General features: G+C 68.5%; 12 protein-coding genes, 1 tRNA gene and 1 pseudogene. 9 read left to right on the top strand and 5 right to left on the bottom strand.

The genetic code is table 11. The annotated features are described in order from the left end of the window. The first annotated feature begins 29 nt into the window (after positions 1-29). From H5407_RS20205 to H5407_RS20195, 3 genes are all read left to right on the top strand, one after another. Positions 30-2,195, top strand: coding sequence for an acyltransferase family protein (locus tag H5407_RS20205; RefSeq protein ID WP_183106298.1), 2,166 nt, complete (start codon positions 30-32; stop codon positions 2,193-2,195). Between the two features lie 244 nt (positions 2,196-2,439). Then, positions 2,440-4,152, top strand: a complete 1,713-nt coding sequence (locus H5407_RS20200; protein ID WP_183106324.1) for a CocE/NonD family hydrolase — start codon at positions 2,440-2,442, stop codon at positions 4,150-4,152. Between the two features lie 141 nt (positions 4,153-4,293). Continuing rightward, positions 4,294-7,104 (top strand): valine--tRNA ligase, encoded by a 2,811-nt coding sequence (locus tag H5407_RS20195; protein ID WP_183106297.1) that lies wholly within the window; start codon positions 4,294-4,296, stop codon positions 7,102-7,104. A gap of 138 nt (positions 7,105-7,242) precedes the next feature. Here the strand turns inward: H5407_RS20195 and H5407_RS20190 are convergent, their stop codons facing one another. Beyond that, the gene (locus H5407_RS20190; protein WP_183106296.1) at positions 7,243-8,181 is read right to left on the bottom strand and encodes a D-isomer specific 2-hydroxyacid dehydrogenase family protein; all 939 of its coding nucleotides are present in this window, start codon (positions 8,179-8,181) and stop codon (positions 7,243-7,245) included. 83 nt (positions 8,182-8,264) lie between these two features. Here H5407_RS20190 and galU point away from each other — a divergent pair, with 83 nt between their 5' ends. Then, positions 8,265-9,140 carry a UTP--glucose-1-phosphate uridylyltransferase GalU gene (gene galU / locus H5407_RS20185; protein ID WP_183106295.1) on the top strand — a complete coding sequence of 292 codons (876 nt, stop codon included), beginning with the start codon at positions 8,265-8,267 and terminating at the stop codon, positions 9,138-9,140. Between the two features lie 89 nt (positions 9,141-9,229). Here galU and H5407_RS20180 read toward each other — a convergent pair whose 3' ends face one another. Together H5407_RS20180 and cysM are read right to left on the bottom strand one after the other, a co-directional pair. Then, positions 9,230-9,457 carry a sulfurtransferase TusA family protein gene (locus tag H5407_RS20180; protein ID WP_183106294.1) on the bottom strand — a complete coding sequence of 76 codons (228 nt, stop codon included), beginning with the start codon at positions 9,455-9,457 and terminating at the stop codon, positions 9,230-9,232. A gap of 25 nt (positions 9,458-9,482) precedes the next feature. Continuing rightward, positions 9,483-10,394, bottom strand: coding sequence for a cysteine synthase CysM (gene cysM / locus H5407_RS20175; protein WP_183106293.1), 912 nt, complete (start codon positions 10,392-10,394; stop codon positions 9,483-9,485). Positions 10,395-10,567: 173 nt separating this feature from the next. On the opposite strand from cysM, the gene H5407_RS20170 reads away from it, so the two are divergent. Together H5407_RS20170 and H5407_RS20165 are read left to right on the top strand one after the other, a co-directional pair. Then, positions 10,568-10,652 (top strand) — tRNA-Leu (locus H5407_RS20170). A 174-nt stretch (positions 10,653-10,826) separates the two neighbouring features. Beyond that, the gene (locus tag H5407_RS20165) at positions 10,827-11,405 is read left to right on the top strand and encodes a rhomboid family intramembrane serine protease (protein ID WP_183106292.1); all 579 of its coding nucleotides are present in this window, start codon (positions 10,827-10,829) and stop codon (positions 11,403-11,405) included. 25 nt (positions 11,406-11,430) lie between these two features. Here the strand turns inward: H5407_RS20165 and H5407_RS20160 are convergent, their stop codons facing one another. Further along, positions 11,431-12,348, bottom strand: a complete 918-nt coding sequence (locus H5407_RS20160) for an SDR family oxidoreductase (RefSeq protein ID WP_183106323.1) — start codon at positions 12,346-12,348, stop codon at positions 11,431-11,433. Between the two features lie 168 nt (positions 12,349-12,516). Between H5407_RS20160 and H5407_RS20155 the strand changes: the two genes are divergently transcribed. The 3 genes from H5407_RS20155 to H5407_RS20145 all read left to right on the top strand — a co-directional run bounded on the left by H5407_RS20155 (position 12,517) and on the right by H5407_RS20145 (position 15,664). Beyond that, positions 12,517-13,554: a CDP-6-deoxy-delta-3,4-glucoseen reductase gene (locus H5407_RS20155; RefSeq protein ID WP_183106291.1), complete on the top strand. Its 1,038-nt coding sequence runs from the start codon at positions 12,517-12,519 to the stop codon at positions 13,552-13,554. A gap of 65 nt (positions 13,555-13,619) precedes the next feature. Continuing rightward, positions 13,620-14,354, top strand: a complete 735-nt coding sequence (locus H5407_RS20150; RefSeq protein ID WP_183106290.1) for a 2OG-Fe dioxygenase family protein — start codon at positions 13,620-13,622, stop codon at positions 14,352-14,354. 215 nt (positions 14,355-14,569) lie between these two features. Beyond that, entirely contained in the window at positions 14,570-15,664 is a 1,095-nt protein-coding gene (locus H5407_RS20145) for a Glu/Leu/Phe/Val dehydrogenase (protein WP_183106289.1), read from the top strand. A 61-nt stretch (positions 15,665-15,725) separates the two neighbouring features. Here H5407_RS20145 and H5407_RS20140 read toward each other — a convergent pair. Continuing rightward, positions 15,726-15,907: pseudogene (locus H5407_RS20140) on the bottom strand (ABC transporter ATP-binding protein); the annotation flags it as partial.

Here is a 15,907-nt window from a genome sequence, read left to right as displayed (position 1 = left end):
CCGTACCCGCTCCCGGCATGACCCGTCGCATGACCCCTGCTCCGACACCCACCGGCTTTCGCCGTGACATCAACGGCCTGCGTGCATGGGCCGTGATGTCGGTCGTGCTGTTCCATCTGGGGGTGCCCGGCCTGCGCGGCGGCTTTGTGGGCGTGGATGCCTTCTTCGTAATCTCCGGCTTCCTGATGACGGGCATCCTGCTGAAGGGCCTCGATGCCGGCAAGGTCGCCATCGGCGAATTCCTGCTGGCCCGAGCCCGGCGCATCCTGCCGGCCCTGCTGCTGCTGTGCCTGAGCCTGCTTCTGCTCGGGGCCCGCGTGCTCCTGCCACTGGACTACAAGCTGCTGGCCTCGCACAGCCTGGCGAGCCTGGCCTTCCTCTCCAATATCAAGTACTGGGGCGAGGCCGGCTATTTCGATGCCAGCTCCCATGAGAAATGGCTGCTGCACACCTGGTCGCTGTCGGTCGAGTGGCAGTTCTACCTGCTCCTGCCCTGCCTCTTCTGGGCCGTCTGGCGCCTGGGATGGGGGCGCCGTGCCCTGTGGACGATGCTGGCAGGCCTGGGCTTGTTGAGTCTGGCGCTATCGGTCTGGCAGAGCCTCTCGAGCCCGACAGCAGCCTACTACGGCCTGCACAGCCGTGCCTGGGAGATGATGCTGGGCGGCCTGCTGCATTTGGCGCCGGCCTGGCGGCAGGGTCAGGACCGGCCCCGCAGGGTGCTGGAGGCCACGGGCCTGGCCCTTCTGGCGGGCAGCGTGGTCTTCATCGATGGCCACTGGCCCTGGCCGGGCCTGCCGGCCCTGCTGCCCACCCTGGGGACCGCTGCCGTGATGCTGGCGGCCCGGCAGGATTCGCCGCTCACCGCGTCGGCCCCTCTGCAGTACCTGGGCAGCCGCTCCTATTCCCTCTACCTCTGGCACTGGCCGGTCTGTGTGCTGCTGAGCTACCTGGGGCTCAACCAGCAGGTCCTGCCCCAGTTGCTGGCGCTGCTTGCCATGCTGGGACTCGCCGAGCTGTCCTGGCGCCTGGCGGAGCAAGGCGCCGGGCGCAGCCTCACCGGCCGGCCGGCACGGCAGGCCTGGGCCCGGCTGGGCAGCTGGACCGCGATCCCCGCCCTGCTGGCCCTGGGGCTGTGGGTGGCGCAGGGCTGGCCCGGCCGTCTGCCGGCCTCGGCCGAGGCCATCGCCGCCGCGGCAGTCCGGCCGACATCGGCCAACAAGACCTGCCATGTCAGCGAAGGCCGGCACTCGCCCATGTGCAAGTACGGGGATGGCCCGCCCGCCTTCGTCCTGCTTGGGGACAGCCATGCCTCGGTGCTGGTAGGCGCCATCCGTGACGCGCTGCCGGCCGGGAGGTCGATGCTGCAGCTGAGCTATTCGGGCTGCCCCTATGTGCTCGACGCCCGCTTCAACACCCCCTGGGCCTCTGCCCGCTACGACTGCGCCGGCTTCAACCAATGGGCCCGAGACACCATCAAGGCCCTGCCGGCAGACGTGGGCGTGATCCTCGTGTCGCGCTACGCCTCGCGAGCACTCGGGGCCAACGAAGCCCCCCCCGAGGAGCGCAGGCCCGGCATCGACTTCCCTGCCAGCGGCCCCATCGACCCCGACCGCCTGGGGCATTTCGCAGCCCAGATCACCCGGGACAGCTGCGAGTTGGCAGCGCAGCGTCCCGTCTGGCTGGTGCGCCCCATCCCCGAGATCGGGCGCCACGTCCCGCATCTGATCTCTCGCCGGCTGGCCATGGGCCAGGACCCGGAGCTGGGGCTGGCCTGGGCCGACTACCAGGAGCGCAACGGCTGGATCTGGAAGGCACAGGACGCCGCACGCCGGCAATGCGGGGTGCACATCATCGACCCCACCGCCCTGCTGTGCGATGCCCGCCGCTGCGCCACCAGCCATCAAGGCCAGCCCTTGTACCTGGACGACAACCACCTCAGCGAATACGGCAATGCGCGGCTCGTGCCGGTGTTTCGCCAGGCCTTGCAGGCCGCTCAGCCCATGCTGCACGCCGCCAATGCCGCCGCCGCGTTCCCCCGGTCGGGCGAACCGCCGGCGGACCTGCCCGTGGACCTGCCCGGTGCTCAACCCAATGGCTGGCCAGCGGGGCTGCCTCCACCCAGTGCCGGCCCCGCGACGCATAGCCCTGCCGCGCCGCAGAGGCCGGCAACCGCGCTGCCCAGCACATCTCCTTGATCCTGTCGCCTGTCAGTTCTTTCAATCACGCCGGCTTGCGTCATCTTGATGCAAGCCGGCGTCGTCTTTTTGCAGCTTCTGCTGGGATTTCACCGCTATCCAGTTTTACGGGCCACTCCAACAATAAAACGAACGGTCGTGCTATTTCAGCATCAAGGCCGTCACAAGAAACAGGAGACAAGCCATGCGAAACGACGATCTTCCCGGAGGTCTCACCCCTCCCTCGCACCGCCGACCCGCCGGGCTGCGCCTTGCTGGCGCCCTGCTGGGCGCAAGCCTGAGCCTGCTGGCCACGGGCGCCCAGGCCCTGGGCTGCCGCAGCGCCACCGCGGCGGAGGCGGCGGTTTACACCCTGCCCCAGCTGATGCCCGGCGTCACCTCGCCCCATGACGGCACCTGCTTCATCGGCGGGCTCAAGATCCCGGGCAGCGACGGCACCCTGCTCAGCGCCAACGTCTTCCTGCCCAAGGTGGCCCCCACCGGCGCCAAGCCGCCTGCGGTGATGTTCATCAGCAGTTGGGCCGCGGCCGACTTTTTCGAGTACCTGGGCCAGCAGCAGCGCCTGGCCCAGCAGGGCTATGTGGCCTTTGCCTACACGGCGAGGGGATTCTGGGGCTCCGAGGGCACAGTGGGCGTGGCGGGCCCGGCCGACGTGGCGGACGCCTCCAGCATGCTGGACTGGATCAGCGCCAACACCCCGGCCGATCCGCAACGCCTGGCCTCTGCCGGCATCTCCTATGGCGCAGGACTCTCGCTGCTGGCGGCCGCCCGGGACAGCCGCATCAAGACCGTGGTCGCCATGTCCGGCTGGGCCTCACTGATCGACCAGATGTATCGCAACGAGGTGCCCAACCCCATCTGGCTGGATATCTTGCAACTCTCCGGCCAACTGACCGGCCGACTGGACCCGCTGGTTGCCAGCTACAACAGCCTGCTTCAGAACCCCGACACGCCCGCCGCCCGGATCGGCGAGATTGCCAGCTGGGCCTGGGCACGCTCGCCCAGCAGCGCAATCCCGCAGCTCAACAGCCGGCGGGTGCCCGTCATGCTGGTCAAGAACTGGCAGGACGACATGTTCTCGCCCAACTCCAGCATGGCGTTGTTTTCCCAGCTCAGCGGACCCAAGAAGCTGCTGCTGCAGAGCGGCATCCATGCCTCGGCCGAGCTGCCCGGCGCCGTCCTGGGCGTGGACCAGCACATCTGGACCCAGGCCGGGCGCTGGCTGGCCCGGTGGCTGAAGAACGAGGCCAATGGCATCGATACCGAGCCCAAGGTCGATCTCCAGCCCAAGTTCGCCGGCTACCGCGAGCTGCTGTCGGACTGGCCGGCACCGGAGCTGAAGACGCAGACCCTCCACCTGCAGCCGCGCGGTGCGGTGCGCTGGGACTGGCGTTGCGTCTGCAGCAAGGGCTGGACCGGCGGCCTGGGCAGCGCGCCCAGCGGCGAGACGGTCAGCGACCGCATTGGCAACGGCTCGGACACCACGGCCAGCAGCGGCCCGCTGCCGGTGCTCTCGCCCCTGATGGAGAGCGTGGGCCTGCCGGTGATCAATCACCAGGCCACCATCCTGTGGGGCAATGGCATCCGCTACGAGGGCGACTGGCTCAGGAGCCCGCTGAAGCTGCGGGGCATCCCGAGCCTGCAGCTGCGGATCAAGCCCTCGCAGGCGCGGGGCATGGTCGTGGCCTACCTCTACGACGTGGACGCCGCCGGCTTCGGCACGCTGATCACCCACGGCGCCCGCGCCTGGCACCAGGCGCAGCCGGGGCAGGCCATGAACATCGGCCTGGACCTCGTGGCTACGGCCTATGACGCCCCCGCCGGCCACTACCTGGCCCTGGTGCTGGACACGCGCGATCCGCTCTACGGCAATCCGGTGCGCGCCGGCGAGTCCTTCGGCTTCAGCCTGGAGTTCGCGCCCGGGCAGACGCAAGGCCTGACCCTGCAGTCGCGCTGAAACCCCATGGAGCAGCGCCCCCAGGATTCAGCGCCTGGGGGCGCCGAGGTGGCCCCTACAATCGGGCAACCCCTGATTCCCGCCGACGGGGCGCCTCCGCAAGGAGACGCCCCGCGGCCATTTCAAGCAGCAAAGCGCGTCATGACCGAACTTGCCAAGTCCTTCGAGCCCGCCGCCCTGGAAGCCCATTGGGGCCCTCTGTGGGAGTCCCAGGGCCTCTACCGTCCCACGTTGGACAAGAGCCGCGACTCCTTCTGCATCCAGCTGCCGCCGCCGAACGTGACAGGCACCCTGCACATGGGCCATGCCTTCAACCAGACCATCATGGACTCGTTGACGCGCTACCACCGCATGCGCGGCGACAACACCCTGTGGGTGCCCGGCACCGACCACGCCGGCATCGCCACGCAGATCGTGGTGGAGCGCCAGCTGCAGGAAAAGGGCCAGAGCCGCCATGACCTGGGCCGAAAGAACTTCGTCGCCCAGGTCTGGGAGTGGAAAGAGCAGTCCGGCAGCACCATCACGCGCCAGATGCGCCGCATGGGCGCCTCGGTGAGCTGGGAGCACGAGTACTTCACCATGGACGACAAGCTCTCCAAGGTGGTCACCGACACCTTCGTCCGGCTCTACGAGGAGGGCCTCATCTACCGCGGCAAGCGCCTGGTGTCCTGGGACCCCATCCTGAAGTCCGCCGTCTCCGACCTGGAAGTGGAGAGCGAGGAGGAAGACGGCTCACTGTGGCACATCCGCTATCCGATGGCGCAAGGTGAGGAGACCCTGGTTGTCGCCACCACCCGCCCCGAGACCATGCTGGGCGACACCGCCCTGATGGTCCACCCCGAGGACGAGCGCTACAAGCACCTGATCGGGAAGCAGGTCAAGCTCCCCATCACCGGCCGCCTGGTCCCGGTGATCGCCGATGACTACGTGGACAAGGAATTCGGCACCGGCGTGGTCAAGGTCACCCCGGCGCATGACACCAACGACTACCAGGTCGGCCTGCGACATGGCCTGCCCATGCTGACCATCTTCGACCTCGAGGCCAAGGTCAGCGCCCACGAGGCCTCCGAGATTCCGACCGAGTACATCGGCCTGGACCGCTTCGTCGCCCGCAAGAAGATCGTGGCCGAGCTGGAAGCGCAAGGCCTGCTGGTCGAGGTCAAGAAGCACAAGCTGATGGTGCCGCGCTGCGCCCGCACGGGCCAGGTCATCGAGCCCATGCTGACGGACCAGTGGTTCGTGGCCATGAGCAAGGCCGGCGCCAACGGCAAGAGCATCGCCGAAGAAGCCATCGAGGCCGTCAGCTCCGGCGACGTCAAGTTCGTGCCCGAGAACTGGGTCAACACCTACAACCAGTGGATGAAGAACATCCAGGACTGGTGCATCTCCCGCCAGCTGTGGTGGGGCCATCAGATCCCGGCCTGGTATGACGAGGACGGCCAGGTCTACGTCGCCCGTAGCGAGGCCGAGGCGCAAGCCAAGGCGCCAGGCAGGACACTGAAGCGCGACGAGGATGTGCTGGACACCTGGTACTCCTCCGCCCTGGTGCCCTTCTCCACCCTGGGCTGGCCCGAGGCCACCGTGGAGCAGGACCTCTTCCTGCCCTCCTCCGTGCTGGTCACCGGCTACGACATCATCTTCTTCTGGGTCGCCCGGATGATCATGATGACCAAGCACTTCACCGGCAAGGTCCCGTTCAAGCACGTGTACATCCACGGCTTGGTCCTGGACGCACAGGGCAAGAAGATGTCCAAGTCCGAAGGCAATGTGCTGGACCCCGTGGACCTGATCGATGGCATCGAGCTCGCCCCCCTGCTGGACAAGCGCACCCAGGGCCTGCGCAAGCCCGAGACCGCGCCCAAGGTCCGCAAGGCCACCGAGAAGGAGTTCCCCGAGGGCATCCCCGGCTACGGTGCCGACGCCCTGCGCTTCACCTTCGCGGCCATGGCCACGCTGGGCCGCTCGGTCAACTTCGACTCCAAGCGCTGCGAGGGCTACCGCAACTTCTGCAACAAGCTCTGGAACGCCACGCGCTTCGTGCTGATGAACACCGAGGGCCAGGACTGCGGCCTGCTGGAGCACACGGCAGCGGATTGCGAAGGCGGCTACCTGAGCTTCAGCCCCGCCGACCGCTGGATCACCAGCGAGCTGCAGAAGGTCGAGGCCGCCGTGGCCCAGGGCTTCGCGGACTACCGCCTGGACAACGTCGCCAACGCCATCTACGACTTCGTCTGGAACGAGTACTGCGACTGGTACCTGGAGATCGCCAAGGTGCAGATCCAGGTCGGCAACGAGGCTAAAGCGCGCGCCACGCGCCGCACCCTGATCCGCACGCTGGAGACCACGCTGCGTCTGCTGCACCCGGTCGCGCCCTTCATCACGGAAGCCCTGTGGCAGACCGTGGCCCCCGTGGCCGGCCGCAAGAACACCGATTTCATCGTCAACGCCGCCTACCCTGTGGGCCAGCCCGAGAAGATCGACCCGGCGGCCATCGCCTGGGTGGAACAGCTCAAGGCCGTGGTGGGCACCTGCCGCAGCCTGCGCAGCGAGATGGGCCTCTCGCCGGCCGAGCGCGTGCCCCTGCTGGTGGCCGGTGGACAGGGCTTCATCGCCGAGGCCGCCCCGCTGATCAGGACCCTGGCCAAGCTGTCCGAGGTCCAGTTGGTGGACGACGCCAGCTTCGAGCAGGCCGCCGCCGCGCTGCCGGTGCTGGTGCACGGTGAAGCCCGCTTGGCGCTGAAGGTGGAGATCGATGTCGAGGCCGAGCGCGCCCGCCTGGGCAAGGAGATCGCCCGCCTGGATGGCGAGATCACCAAGGCCAACGCCAAGCTGTCCAACGAGAGCTTCGTCGCCCGCGCCCCTGAGGCCGTGGTGGCCCAAGAGCGCCAGCGCGTGGCCGAGTTCAGCGCGACGCTGGAGCGACTTAAGGCGCAGGCGGCCCGACTGGGCTGACGAGCATTGCGGGCTCCCCTGCGGAGCCCCGACAGCACAGCGGATGGGGCCGGCGACGGCCCCGTCTGCCATTGACGGCTCTTCCCGGCGAGCGCCAGCCGCCCCTCATCCCCAGGCCACCCCGCGAACCCACGAGGGTCAGGTCCTGCCGGTTTCCCCCACCGCTGCGGCGGCCTCGGGCCTGCTGAGCAACTCGTCCATGCGACGTGCCACCGCCCAGGCGGCCCGCACGCGCGACTCCCGCGTGGTGCTGGCCACACGGGGCGTGATCTGCAGATTGGGCATGCCGTGCAGGGGCCGGTCGGGCTCCAGCCAGCCGGGCTCCACGCTGTCCATCCAGGCCGCGAGGATGCGGCCGCTGCGCATGGCGCCGGCCAGGGCCACGTCATCGAACATGGCGCAATGCGTGAGCGCCACCACCACCTGGTTGGCCTTGGCATGACCCAGCACCCGGTGGCCCAGCAGGCCCTTGTAGCGTGGATAGAAGGGCAGCTGCACACAGAGCACGTCACTCTGCTCCATCAAGGCGCGCAAGGCCACGGGAGGGATGTTCCACTGCTGCCAGAGCTCTTCGCTCTCATGGAGCGAGGGGTCGTAGCCGATGACCTTGGCCCCGAAGGCCGGCAGGATCTGGGCCAGCACGCGCGAGGCAGGCGTCAAGCCCAGCAGGCCCACCGTGGACTGCCCCAGCTCCCGCCCCACCAGCAGGCCGTCGGCTCCGTAGACCGGCACACGGCGCAGCATGTTCAGCGCCGCACCCAGCATGTACTCAGCCTCGGCCTGCGCGGTGGCCGTGCCGGAGCGCACCAGTTCCACCTCGTGCATGCGGCAGGCCTCGATGTCCACCGTCTCGATGCCGGCGCTCACGCGGCCGATCACCCGTAGGCGCGGCGCGGCCTTCAGCAGGGAGTGGTCCACCGCCACCGTGGGGGGCAGGATGAGGCCGTGCATCTGCTGCAGGCCTTCGCGCAGGGCCGCGGGATCGCGGGCCAGTTCAGGCGCCACGCGCACGGCATGCCGCTTGCTCAGCCATTCGATCACCTCCGCGTCCAGCGGTTCCAGCACCAGCAAATTCATCTTGTCATGTTCCCGACGGCCTTACGCTGAGGCCAGACACCCCGTGCCACAATCTACAAAAACTGCCCAAGGCTGCTCGCCAAATGCAAATCAATAAAGCCATTTTCCCTGTTGCGGGCCTCGGCACGCGTTTTCTCCCGGCAACAAAAGCCCAGCCCAAGGAAATGCTGCCGGTCGTGGACAAACCCTTGATCCAGTATGCGGTGGAAGAGGCTTATGCCGCGGGCATCCGCGAGATGATCTTTGTGACCGGCCGTCACAAGCGCCCCATCGAGGATCACTTCGACATGAGCTTCGAGCTGGAGGTCGGCCTGGAGCAGGCCGGCAAGCAGGAGCTGCTGGACGTGGTGCGCAGCGTCAAGCCCGATGACATGGAGTGCATCTACGTCCGCCAGGCCCAGGCCCTGGGCCTGGGACATGCCGTGCTGTGCGGCCAGCGTCTGGTGGGCAACGAGCCCTTCGCCGTGCTGCTGGCCGATGACCTGATGGTGGGCCCCGAAGGCGGGCAGCCCGTACTGAAGCAGATGGTCGAGCAGTTCCGGGAGTGGCGGGCCTCCATCCTCGCCGTGCAGGAGGTGCCCGCCGAGCATACCCGCCGCTACGGCATCGTGGCCGGCGCCCCCGTCAGTGAGACGCTGTTGGACATCCAGCGCATTGTCGAGAAGCCGGCCCCGGAGGTCGCGCCCTCGCGCCTGGGCGTGGCCGGGCGCTACATCCTCACGCCGGGCGTCTTCCACGAGATTGCCAGCCAGCCACGCGGCGTGGGCGGCGAGATCCAGCTGACCGACGGCATCGCCGGGCTGCTGCGCCGCGAGAAGGTCTTTGCCTACCGCTACGAGGGCAAGCGCTACGACTGCGGCTCCAAGGAAGGCTTCCTGCAGGCCAATGTGGAGCTGGCGCTGGCGCACCCGGAGCTGGGCCCCGGCTTCCGCAAGTACCTGGAGTCGCTCACCATCTGAGCCACCTACTGCTCGGGCACAAGAAGAAGGCCTGCGGACTCACTGGGAGTCGGCAGGCCTTTTCGCTTCAGGCAGCGGGCCGAAGAAGCTCAGCGGCGCTTCAGCACGTGGACGAACTCCTCGCCGGACTGGCTCTGGGCCACCAGCTCGTTGCCGGTCTGGCGGGCGAAGGCCTGAAAGTCACGGGTGGAGCCCGGGTCCGTGGCCACCACCTTCAGCAGCTGACCGCTCTGCATCTCCGCCAGGGCCTTCTTGGCCTTGAGGATGGGCAGGGGGCAGTGCAGGCCGCGGGTGTCGAGTTCCTTGTGGATGTCCATGTGCGTCTCTTTCCTGGAAGGGATTCTAGGCAGGGAAGACGCCGGTGGACAGGTATCGATCACCCCGATCGCAGACCACGAAAACCAGGGTCGCGTTGCTGAGCGTACGGGCCAGCTGCAGGGCCACCCAGCAGGCACCGGCCGCAGAGATGCCGGCGAAGAGCCCTTCCTCGCGGGCCAGGCGGCGAGCCATGTCCTCGGCATCGCTCTGGCTGACCTGCACCAGCTCGTCCACCTGCTCGGGGCGATAGATCCTGGGCATGTACGCCTCGGGCCATTTGCGGATGCCGGGGATGCGCGAGCCTTCGGCCGGCTGGGCGCCGACGATGCGCACGGCCGGGTTCTTCTCCTTCAGGAAGCGCGAGGTGCCGGTGATGGTACCGGTCGTGCCCATGGCGCTGACGAAATGGGTGATCTCGCCGCCGGTGTCGCGCCAGATTTCAGGGCCCGTGGTCTCGTAGTGGATGCGGGCGTTGTCCTCGTTGGCGAACTGGTCCAGCACACGGCCACGGCCATCGCGCTGCATCTGCTCGGCCAGGTCCCGGGCGTATTCCATGCCGCCGGAGCGGGGGGTGAGGATGAGTTCGGCGCCAAAGGCCTTCATGGTCTGGGCGCGTTCGATGGAGAGGTCCTCCGGCATGATCAGCACCATGCGGTAGCCGCGCATGGCGGCAGCCATGGCCAGGGCGATGCCCGTATTGCCCGAGGTGGCCTCGATGAGGGTGTCGCCGGGCTTGATCTCGCCCCGTTCCTCGGCCCGGCGGATCATGCTGATGGCGGGGCGATCCTTGACCGAGCCGGCCGGGTTGTTGCCCTCCAGCTTGCCCAGCAGCACATTGCCGCGGGCAGCCAGCTCCGGCCCCAGGATGCGTTGCAGACGCACCAGCGGCGTATTGCCGATCACGTCCTCCAGACTCGGGTACTGTTTTGTGCTCATGGCGGCGATTGTCCACCAGGGCGCCCGCCCTGCGCAGGCGCGGGGCATTGAGCCGCCTCAAGCGCGGTGGCCCCGGCATCTACAGCCGCGGGGGTCAGATCTTGCCGCACCGCCGCGCCGGATTCACCGGCAAAGTCATGTCATAATGCGCCCCTCGCATACAGCGCCGTATTGCCCGGATGGCGAAATCGGTAGACGCAGGGGACTCAAAATCCCCCGCCGCAAGGCGTGTCGGTTCGAGTCCGACTCCGGGCACCACGAAATATGCATTGGTTGCTGATCGCGAAGAAAACCACCGCAAGGTGGTTTTTTCATTTCCGGCGTACGACCCAGATGCGTGGCCGAACGCATCGCCGCCATCGCCGCATACACTTCGGGCGTTCCGGGCCGGCAGCCGCCGCGCCCCTTCTCTGCGCAAGACCTGACACCGCCATGCCCCAACTGCCGCCCGTCACCAAAGCCTTCATGCTGGCTTGCGTGGGCTTCTTCTGCCTGTTCATCCTGGTGCCAGAATGGAAGCCCTGGCTGGCGCTATGGCCTCTGAGCAGTGGCAACTTCCTGCCCTGGCAGATGGTGAGCTACGCCTTCCTGCACGCCGACCCCATGCACCTGTTCTTCAACATGCTGGGGCTGTGGATGTTCGGCTCAGAGCTGGAGATGGTCTTCGGGCAGCGCCGCTACCTGCAGCTGCTGGTGGCCTCCACGCTCAGCGCCGCGGCCATGCAGCTGCTGTTCACCTTTGCCATCGGCTCCTATGCGCCGACGGTAGGCGCCTCCGGTGCGCTGTTCGGCCTGCTGCTAGGCTTCGGCATGCTCTTCCCGGACCGGGTCATCATGCCCCTGTTCCCGCCCATCCCCATGAAGGCCAAGGTCTTCGTGGCTCTCTTCGGTGCGCTGGAACTGCTGATGGGCCTCAGCGGCGCCAGCGGCGTCGCCCACTTCGCCCACCTGGGGGGCATGATCGGCGCCTGGCTGCTGATCCGGAACTGGCGCAGCGGCGGCCGCCGCTGAGCCCTGACCCGAGGGCCTCGACGCCTCAGCGCCCCGCCAGCAGGCCCTCGCGCACGTCCGCAAAACGCAGCATCAGGCCCAGCTCGCGCTTCATCCGATCGTTGCGCAGCCGGCGCGACTCAGCCATGAAGCTCAGCTGCATGGGAGACATCTGCAGGCGGGCCTGTTCGCGGCTGATGCGCGGCGGCCTGGGCAGGCCGCAGAGATCGGCGGCGAGGTCGAAGTAGTCCCCCATGCGCAGCTGGCTGTCGTCGCAGACATTGAAGCAGCGCCCCACCGGCGCCCTCAGCAGCGCCCGCACGCAGACCCGCGCCAGGTCGTCAGCGTGGATGTGATTGGTGTAGACATCGTCCGCCGCCTCCAGCACCGGCGTGCCACGCGCCAGGCGCTCGCGCGGATGCCCGCCCTCCCGGTCCCAGGCATAGATGCCCGGCACGCGCAGCACGCTCACCTGCGTCCCCGTCTCGCGCCCGAAGACGCGCAAGGCCCGCTCGGCATCGACCCGGCGGCGTGCCCGGTCCGAGCGCGGTTGCAGGGGCGCGGTCTCATCGAGCCAGGCGCCCTGCGCATCGCCATACACGCCCGTGGTGCTGGCATAGACCAGCACCCGCGGCGCCACCGCCCGGCGCAAGGACAGCAGCAGGCGGCGGGTCCGCAGATCCTGCGCACCGCTGGCCGGCGGAGGCGCCAGATGCAGCACATGGGTGGCCAGACCGGCCAGGCGGCGCAGGGAGCGGGCATCGTCCAGGTTGCCCGACAAGGGAATGGCACCGGCCGCACGCAAGGCCGGGTGCCGTGACGGCGAGGAAGTCAGCGCATAGATCTGCCAGCCCGCCGGCAGGCTGCGCAGCACGCGCATGCCGACGTCACCACAGCCGACGATCAGCAGGCGCGGCCGGGCGGCAGCATGTCGGACTTCGGGGTTGGGGGACCGGGAGCGCATGGACATGGACGAAGTGCAGGATGGCCAGGCCCGAAAGGACAGGCTGACGGCGCCCCGCCCTGCTCAGGCAAAATATCGACCCAGTGTACGGCCCGTCCGTCGATGCCCATGACTCGCACAGGGGCCTCGCCGGGAAGCGGGCCGCTTTATCGTCCAGCCCCTCTCACCATGAACTTCCAGATCACCGTCCAGCCCAGCGGCCGCGAATTTGCCGTCGAACGCGATGAAACCCTGCTCGGCGCGGCCATCCGCCAGGGCATCGGCCTGCCCTATGGCTGCAAGGACGGGGCCTGCGGGTCCTGCAAGAGCAAGCTGCTGGAAGGCCGGGTGATCCATGGCGCGCACCAGAGCAAGGCCCTGAGTGCCGAGGAGGAAGCGCAAGGCATGGTCCTGACCTGCTGTGCCACGCCCCAGACCGACTGCGTGCTGGAAGCCCGCACCGTGCCGGGTGCCGGTGAGTTCCCCGTGCTGAAGCTGCCCAGCCGCGTGATCAGCATCGACAAACCCGCCCCCGATGTGGCCGTGATCCGCATGCAGCTGGCGGCCAACCAGAACTTCCAGTTCCACGCAGGCCAGTACGTGGAATTCATCCTGCGCGACGGTGCCCGCCGCAGCTACTCCATGGCCAATGCGCCCCACAACCTCGGCACGCCGGCCGCCGTCGAGCTTCACATCCGCCACATGCCCGGCGGCAAGTTCACCGACCACGTCTTCGGCGCGCTGAAGGAGAAGGACATCCTGCGCATGGAAGGCCCCTTCGGCAGCTTCTTCCTGCGCGAGGACAGCGACAAGCCCATCGTCCTGCTGGCCAGCGGCACCGGCTTCGCGCCCATCAAGGCCATCCTGGAGCGCATCCAGCACCTGGGCCTGACGCGGCCGGTGCACCTCTACTGGGGCTGCCGCAGCAAGTCGGACCTCTATCTGCACGATTGGGCCGCGCAGGCCGCCGCGGAGAATCCCACCCTGCGCTACATCCCCGTGCTGTCCGAGCCCAAGCCCGAGGACGCCTGGACCGGCCGCACCGGATTCGTCCACCAGGCCGTGCTGGCCGACCTGCCGGACCTCAGCGGCTTCCAGGTCTATGCCTGCGGCGCCCCCATCATGGTGGAGAGCGCCCAGCGCGACTTTTCCGCCCAGGGCGGCCTGCCCAAGGACGAGTTCTACGCCGACGCCTTCACCTCCGAAGCCGACAAGCACGGCGGCTGAGTGCCGCGCACGCTCTGCGCCCGCCCAGCCCGGGCGCAGCGCGTGACAGCCTCATACTTGCCCCCATGAAGCACTTCCCGCCGCCCTACACCAGCGCCACTCAGTTCGAAGGCAGGCTGCGCGAGCTGGGCTCGGCCGTCATCGCGCCCGAGAGCCTCTGCCACTGGGTCGGCCTGCGCCCCGAAGACCTGCACACCCTGTCCCCCTTCTGGGAAGACCTGCCGCCCGACACCCATCTGCGCGACGGCGGCCGCTACCGTTTCCGCCGCCATGGCAGCTTCGTCGCCGAGGGTGGCCGGCTGAGCCAGCAGGCCCACCGCGCCCACTGGCAGCCCCTTGACTACAACGCCCTGCACGGCGGCCTGGAGCGCTGGTTCGAGCCCGTGCAGCCGGCCCTGGCTGCCCTGCCCGCCTGGCAGGCCCTGCTTCTGCGTCTGGCGCGCGCGGCCGATGCGCTGAAGGGCGCGCAGCCCTGGTTCATCGAGACGCACCAGTTCCGCATCGACACCACCGACGGCATCGGCCGCCCCACCCCCGAGGGCGCGCACCGCGACGGCGTGGACCTGGTGGCGGTGTTCCTCGTCAGTCGCGTGGGCATCAAGGGTGGCGAGTCCCGCGTCTTCGAGGCCAATGGCCCGCGCGGCGAGCGTTTCACCCTGCAGGAGCCCTGGACCCTGCTGCTGCTGGACGACGAGCGCGTGATCCACGAGACCACGCCCATCCAGCCCGCGGCCGAGCATGGCCACCGCGACACCCTGGTCGTGACCCTGCGCCGCGGCAGCTTCCAGGATCCGGCCTGATCGCACCCCCTGGCGCCCTGCCAGGGGATGCATGCCATGCATCACGGCATGCCGAATGCTTGTGCGTTGACGAAGGCGCGGGGCGCCCATCCCCCCTACACTCTCGGCCCAGCGCGGTCACGAGCCGCGCTCCGTCGGCGCCGTTGCGCCTGGACTGGGCTGATCCAGACAGGTGGGGCGCCTTTCATTTCTCGCATCACAAGTGCAAGCACGCCATGTCTGACCTCGTCCGCGCCCTGACCGAATCGCCGGCCTCCATTCCCTCCTCCCTCTTCGGCCTGCCCGAGCAGCCCGCCCATGAGCGCGTGCTCTTCGCCACCGACGAGCAGACCGGTCTGAAGACCATCCTGGCCGTGCACAGCACCGCCCGCGGCCCCGCCTTCGGCGGCTGCCGTTTCTGGACCTACGACAACGAGCTGGCCGCCCTGAACGACGCGCTGCGCCTGTCGCAAGGCATGAGCCTCAAGAACGCCCTGGCCAACCTGCCCTTCGGCGGCGGCAAGGCCGTGATCATCAAGCCGGCCGGCGACTTCGACCGCCCCGCCCTCTTCGCCGCCTTCGGCCGCGCGGTGGCCTCGCTCAACGGCGCCTACATCACCGCTGAAGACGTGGGCACCACCACGGCCGACATGCGCGTGGTGCAGCAGCACACGCAGTTCGTCAGCGGCATCCCGCGCGAAGGCGCCTTCGGTGGCGACCCCAGCCCCAAGACCGCCTGGGGCGTGTTCGTCTCCATCGACGAAGGCGTGAAGCGCGTGCTGGGCCGCAGCTCGCTCGACGGCGTGACCGTGGCCCTGCAGGGCCTGGGCGCCGTGGGCTGGCACCTGGCCGAGTTCCTGCACAAGGCCGGCGCAAAGCTGGTGGTGGCTGACGTCAACGCCGACAAGGTCGCCCGTGCCCAGGCCGAGCTGAACGCCCGCGCCGTGAGCGTCGGTGAGATCCTGTCGGTCCAGGCCGACGTGCTGGCGCCTTGCGCCCTGGGTGCCGTGCTGAATGCCCAGAGCATCCCCGCCATCCAGGCCAAGCTGATCGCCGGCGCCGCCAACAACCAGCTGGCCACCGTGGCCGATGGCGATGCGCTGCAGGCCCGCGGCATCACCTACCTGCCGGACTACCTGGTCAACGCCGGCGGCATCGTCAGCGTGGCCCGCGAGTTCCGCAATGAGGGCGAAGAGTCCAAGGTGATGGCCGAGGTCAGCGAGATCCGCGGCCGCGTGGCCGAACTGCTGGAACGCATCCAGGTCTCGGGCAACACCCCGGGCCGTGAGGCCGATGCCTGGGCCCGTTCCAAGCTCGTGAAGCCCGTCTGAGCGCTCCAAGCCCCATGAAAAAGCGGCCCTCGGGCCGCTTTTCTTCTGGTGCGCCTGGCGATCACTCGCCGAGATAGGCCGCCCGCACCTTGGGATCGCTGAGCAGGTCCTTGCCCGCGCCGGTCATGGTGATCAGGCCGCTCTCCATCACGTAGCCGCGGTTGGCTGCGGCCAGTGCGCGGCTCGCGTTCTGCTCGACCAGCAGGATGGTCACGCCCTGCCCGTGGATGTCGTTCACGACCT

The sequence above is a fragment of the Mitsuaria sp. WAJ17 genome (genome assembly GCF_014174515.1).
In the GTDB taxonomy this organism is placed as follows: domain Bacteria; phylum Pseudomonadota; class Gammaproteobacteria; order Burkholderiales; family Burkholderiaceae_C; genus Roseateles_B.
Note: the sequence above shows the minus strand (reverse complement) of the source record. Positions and strands in the feature narration are given on the sequence as shown.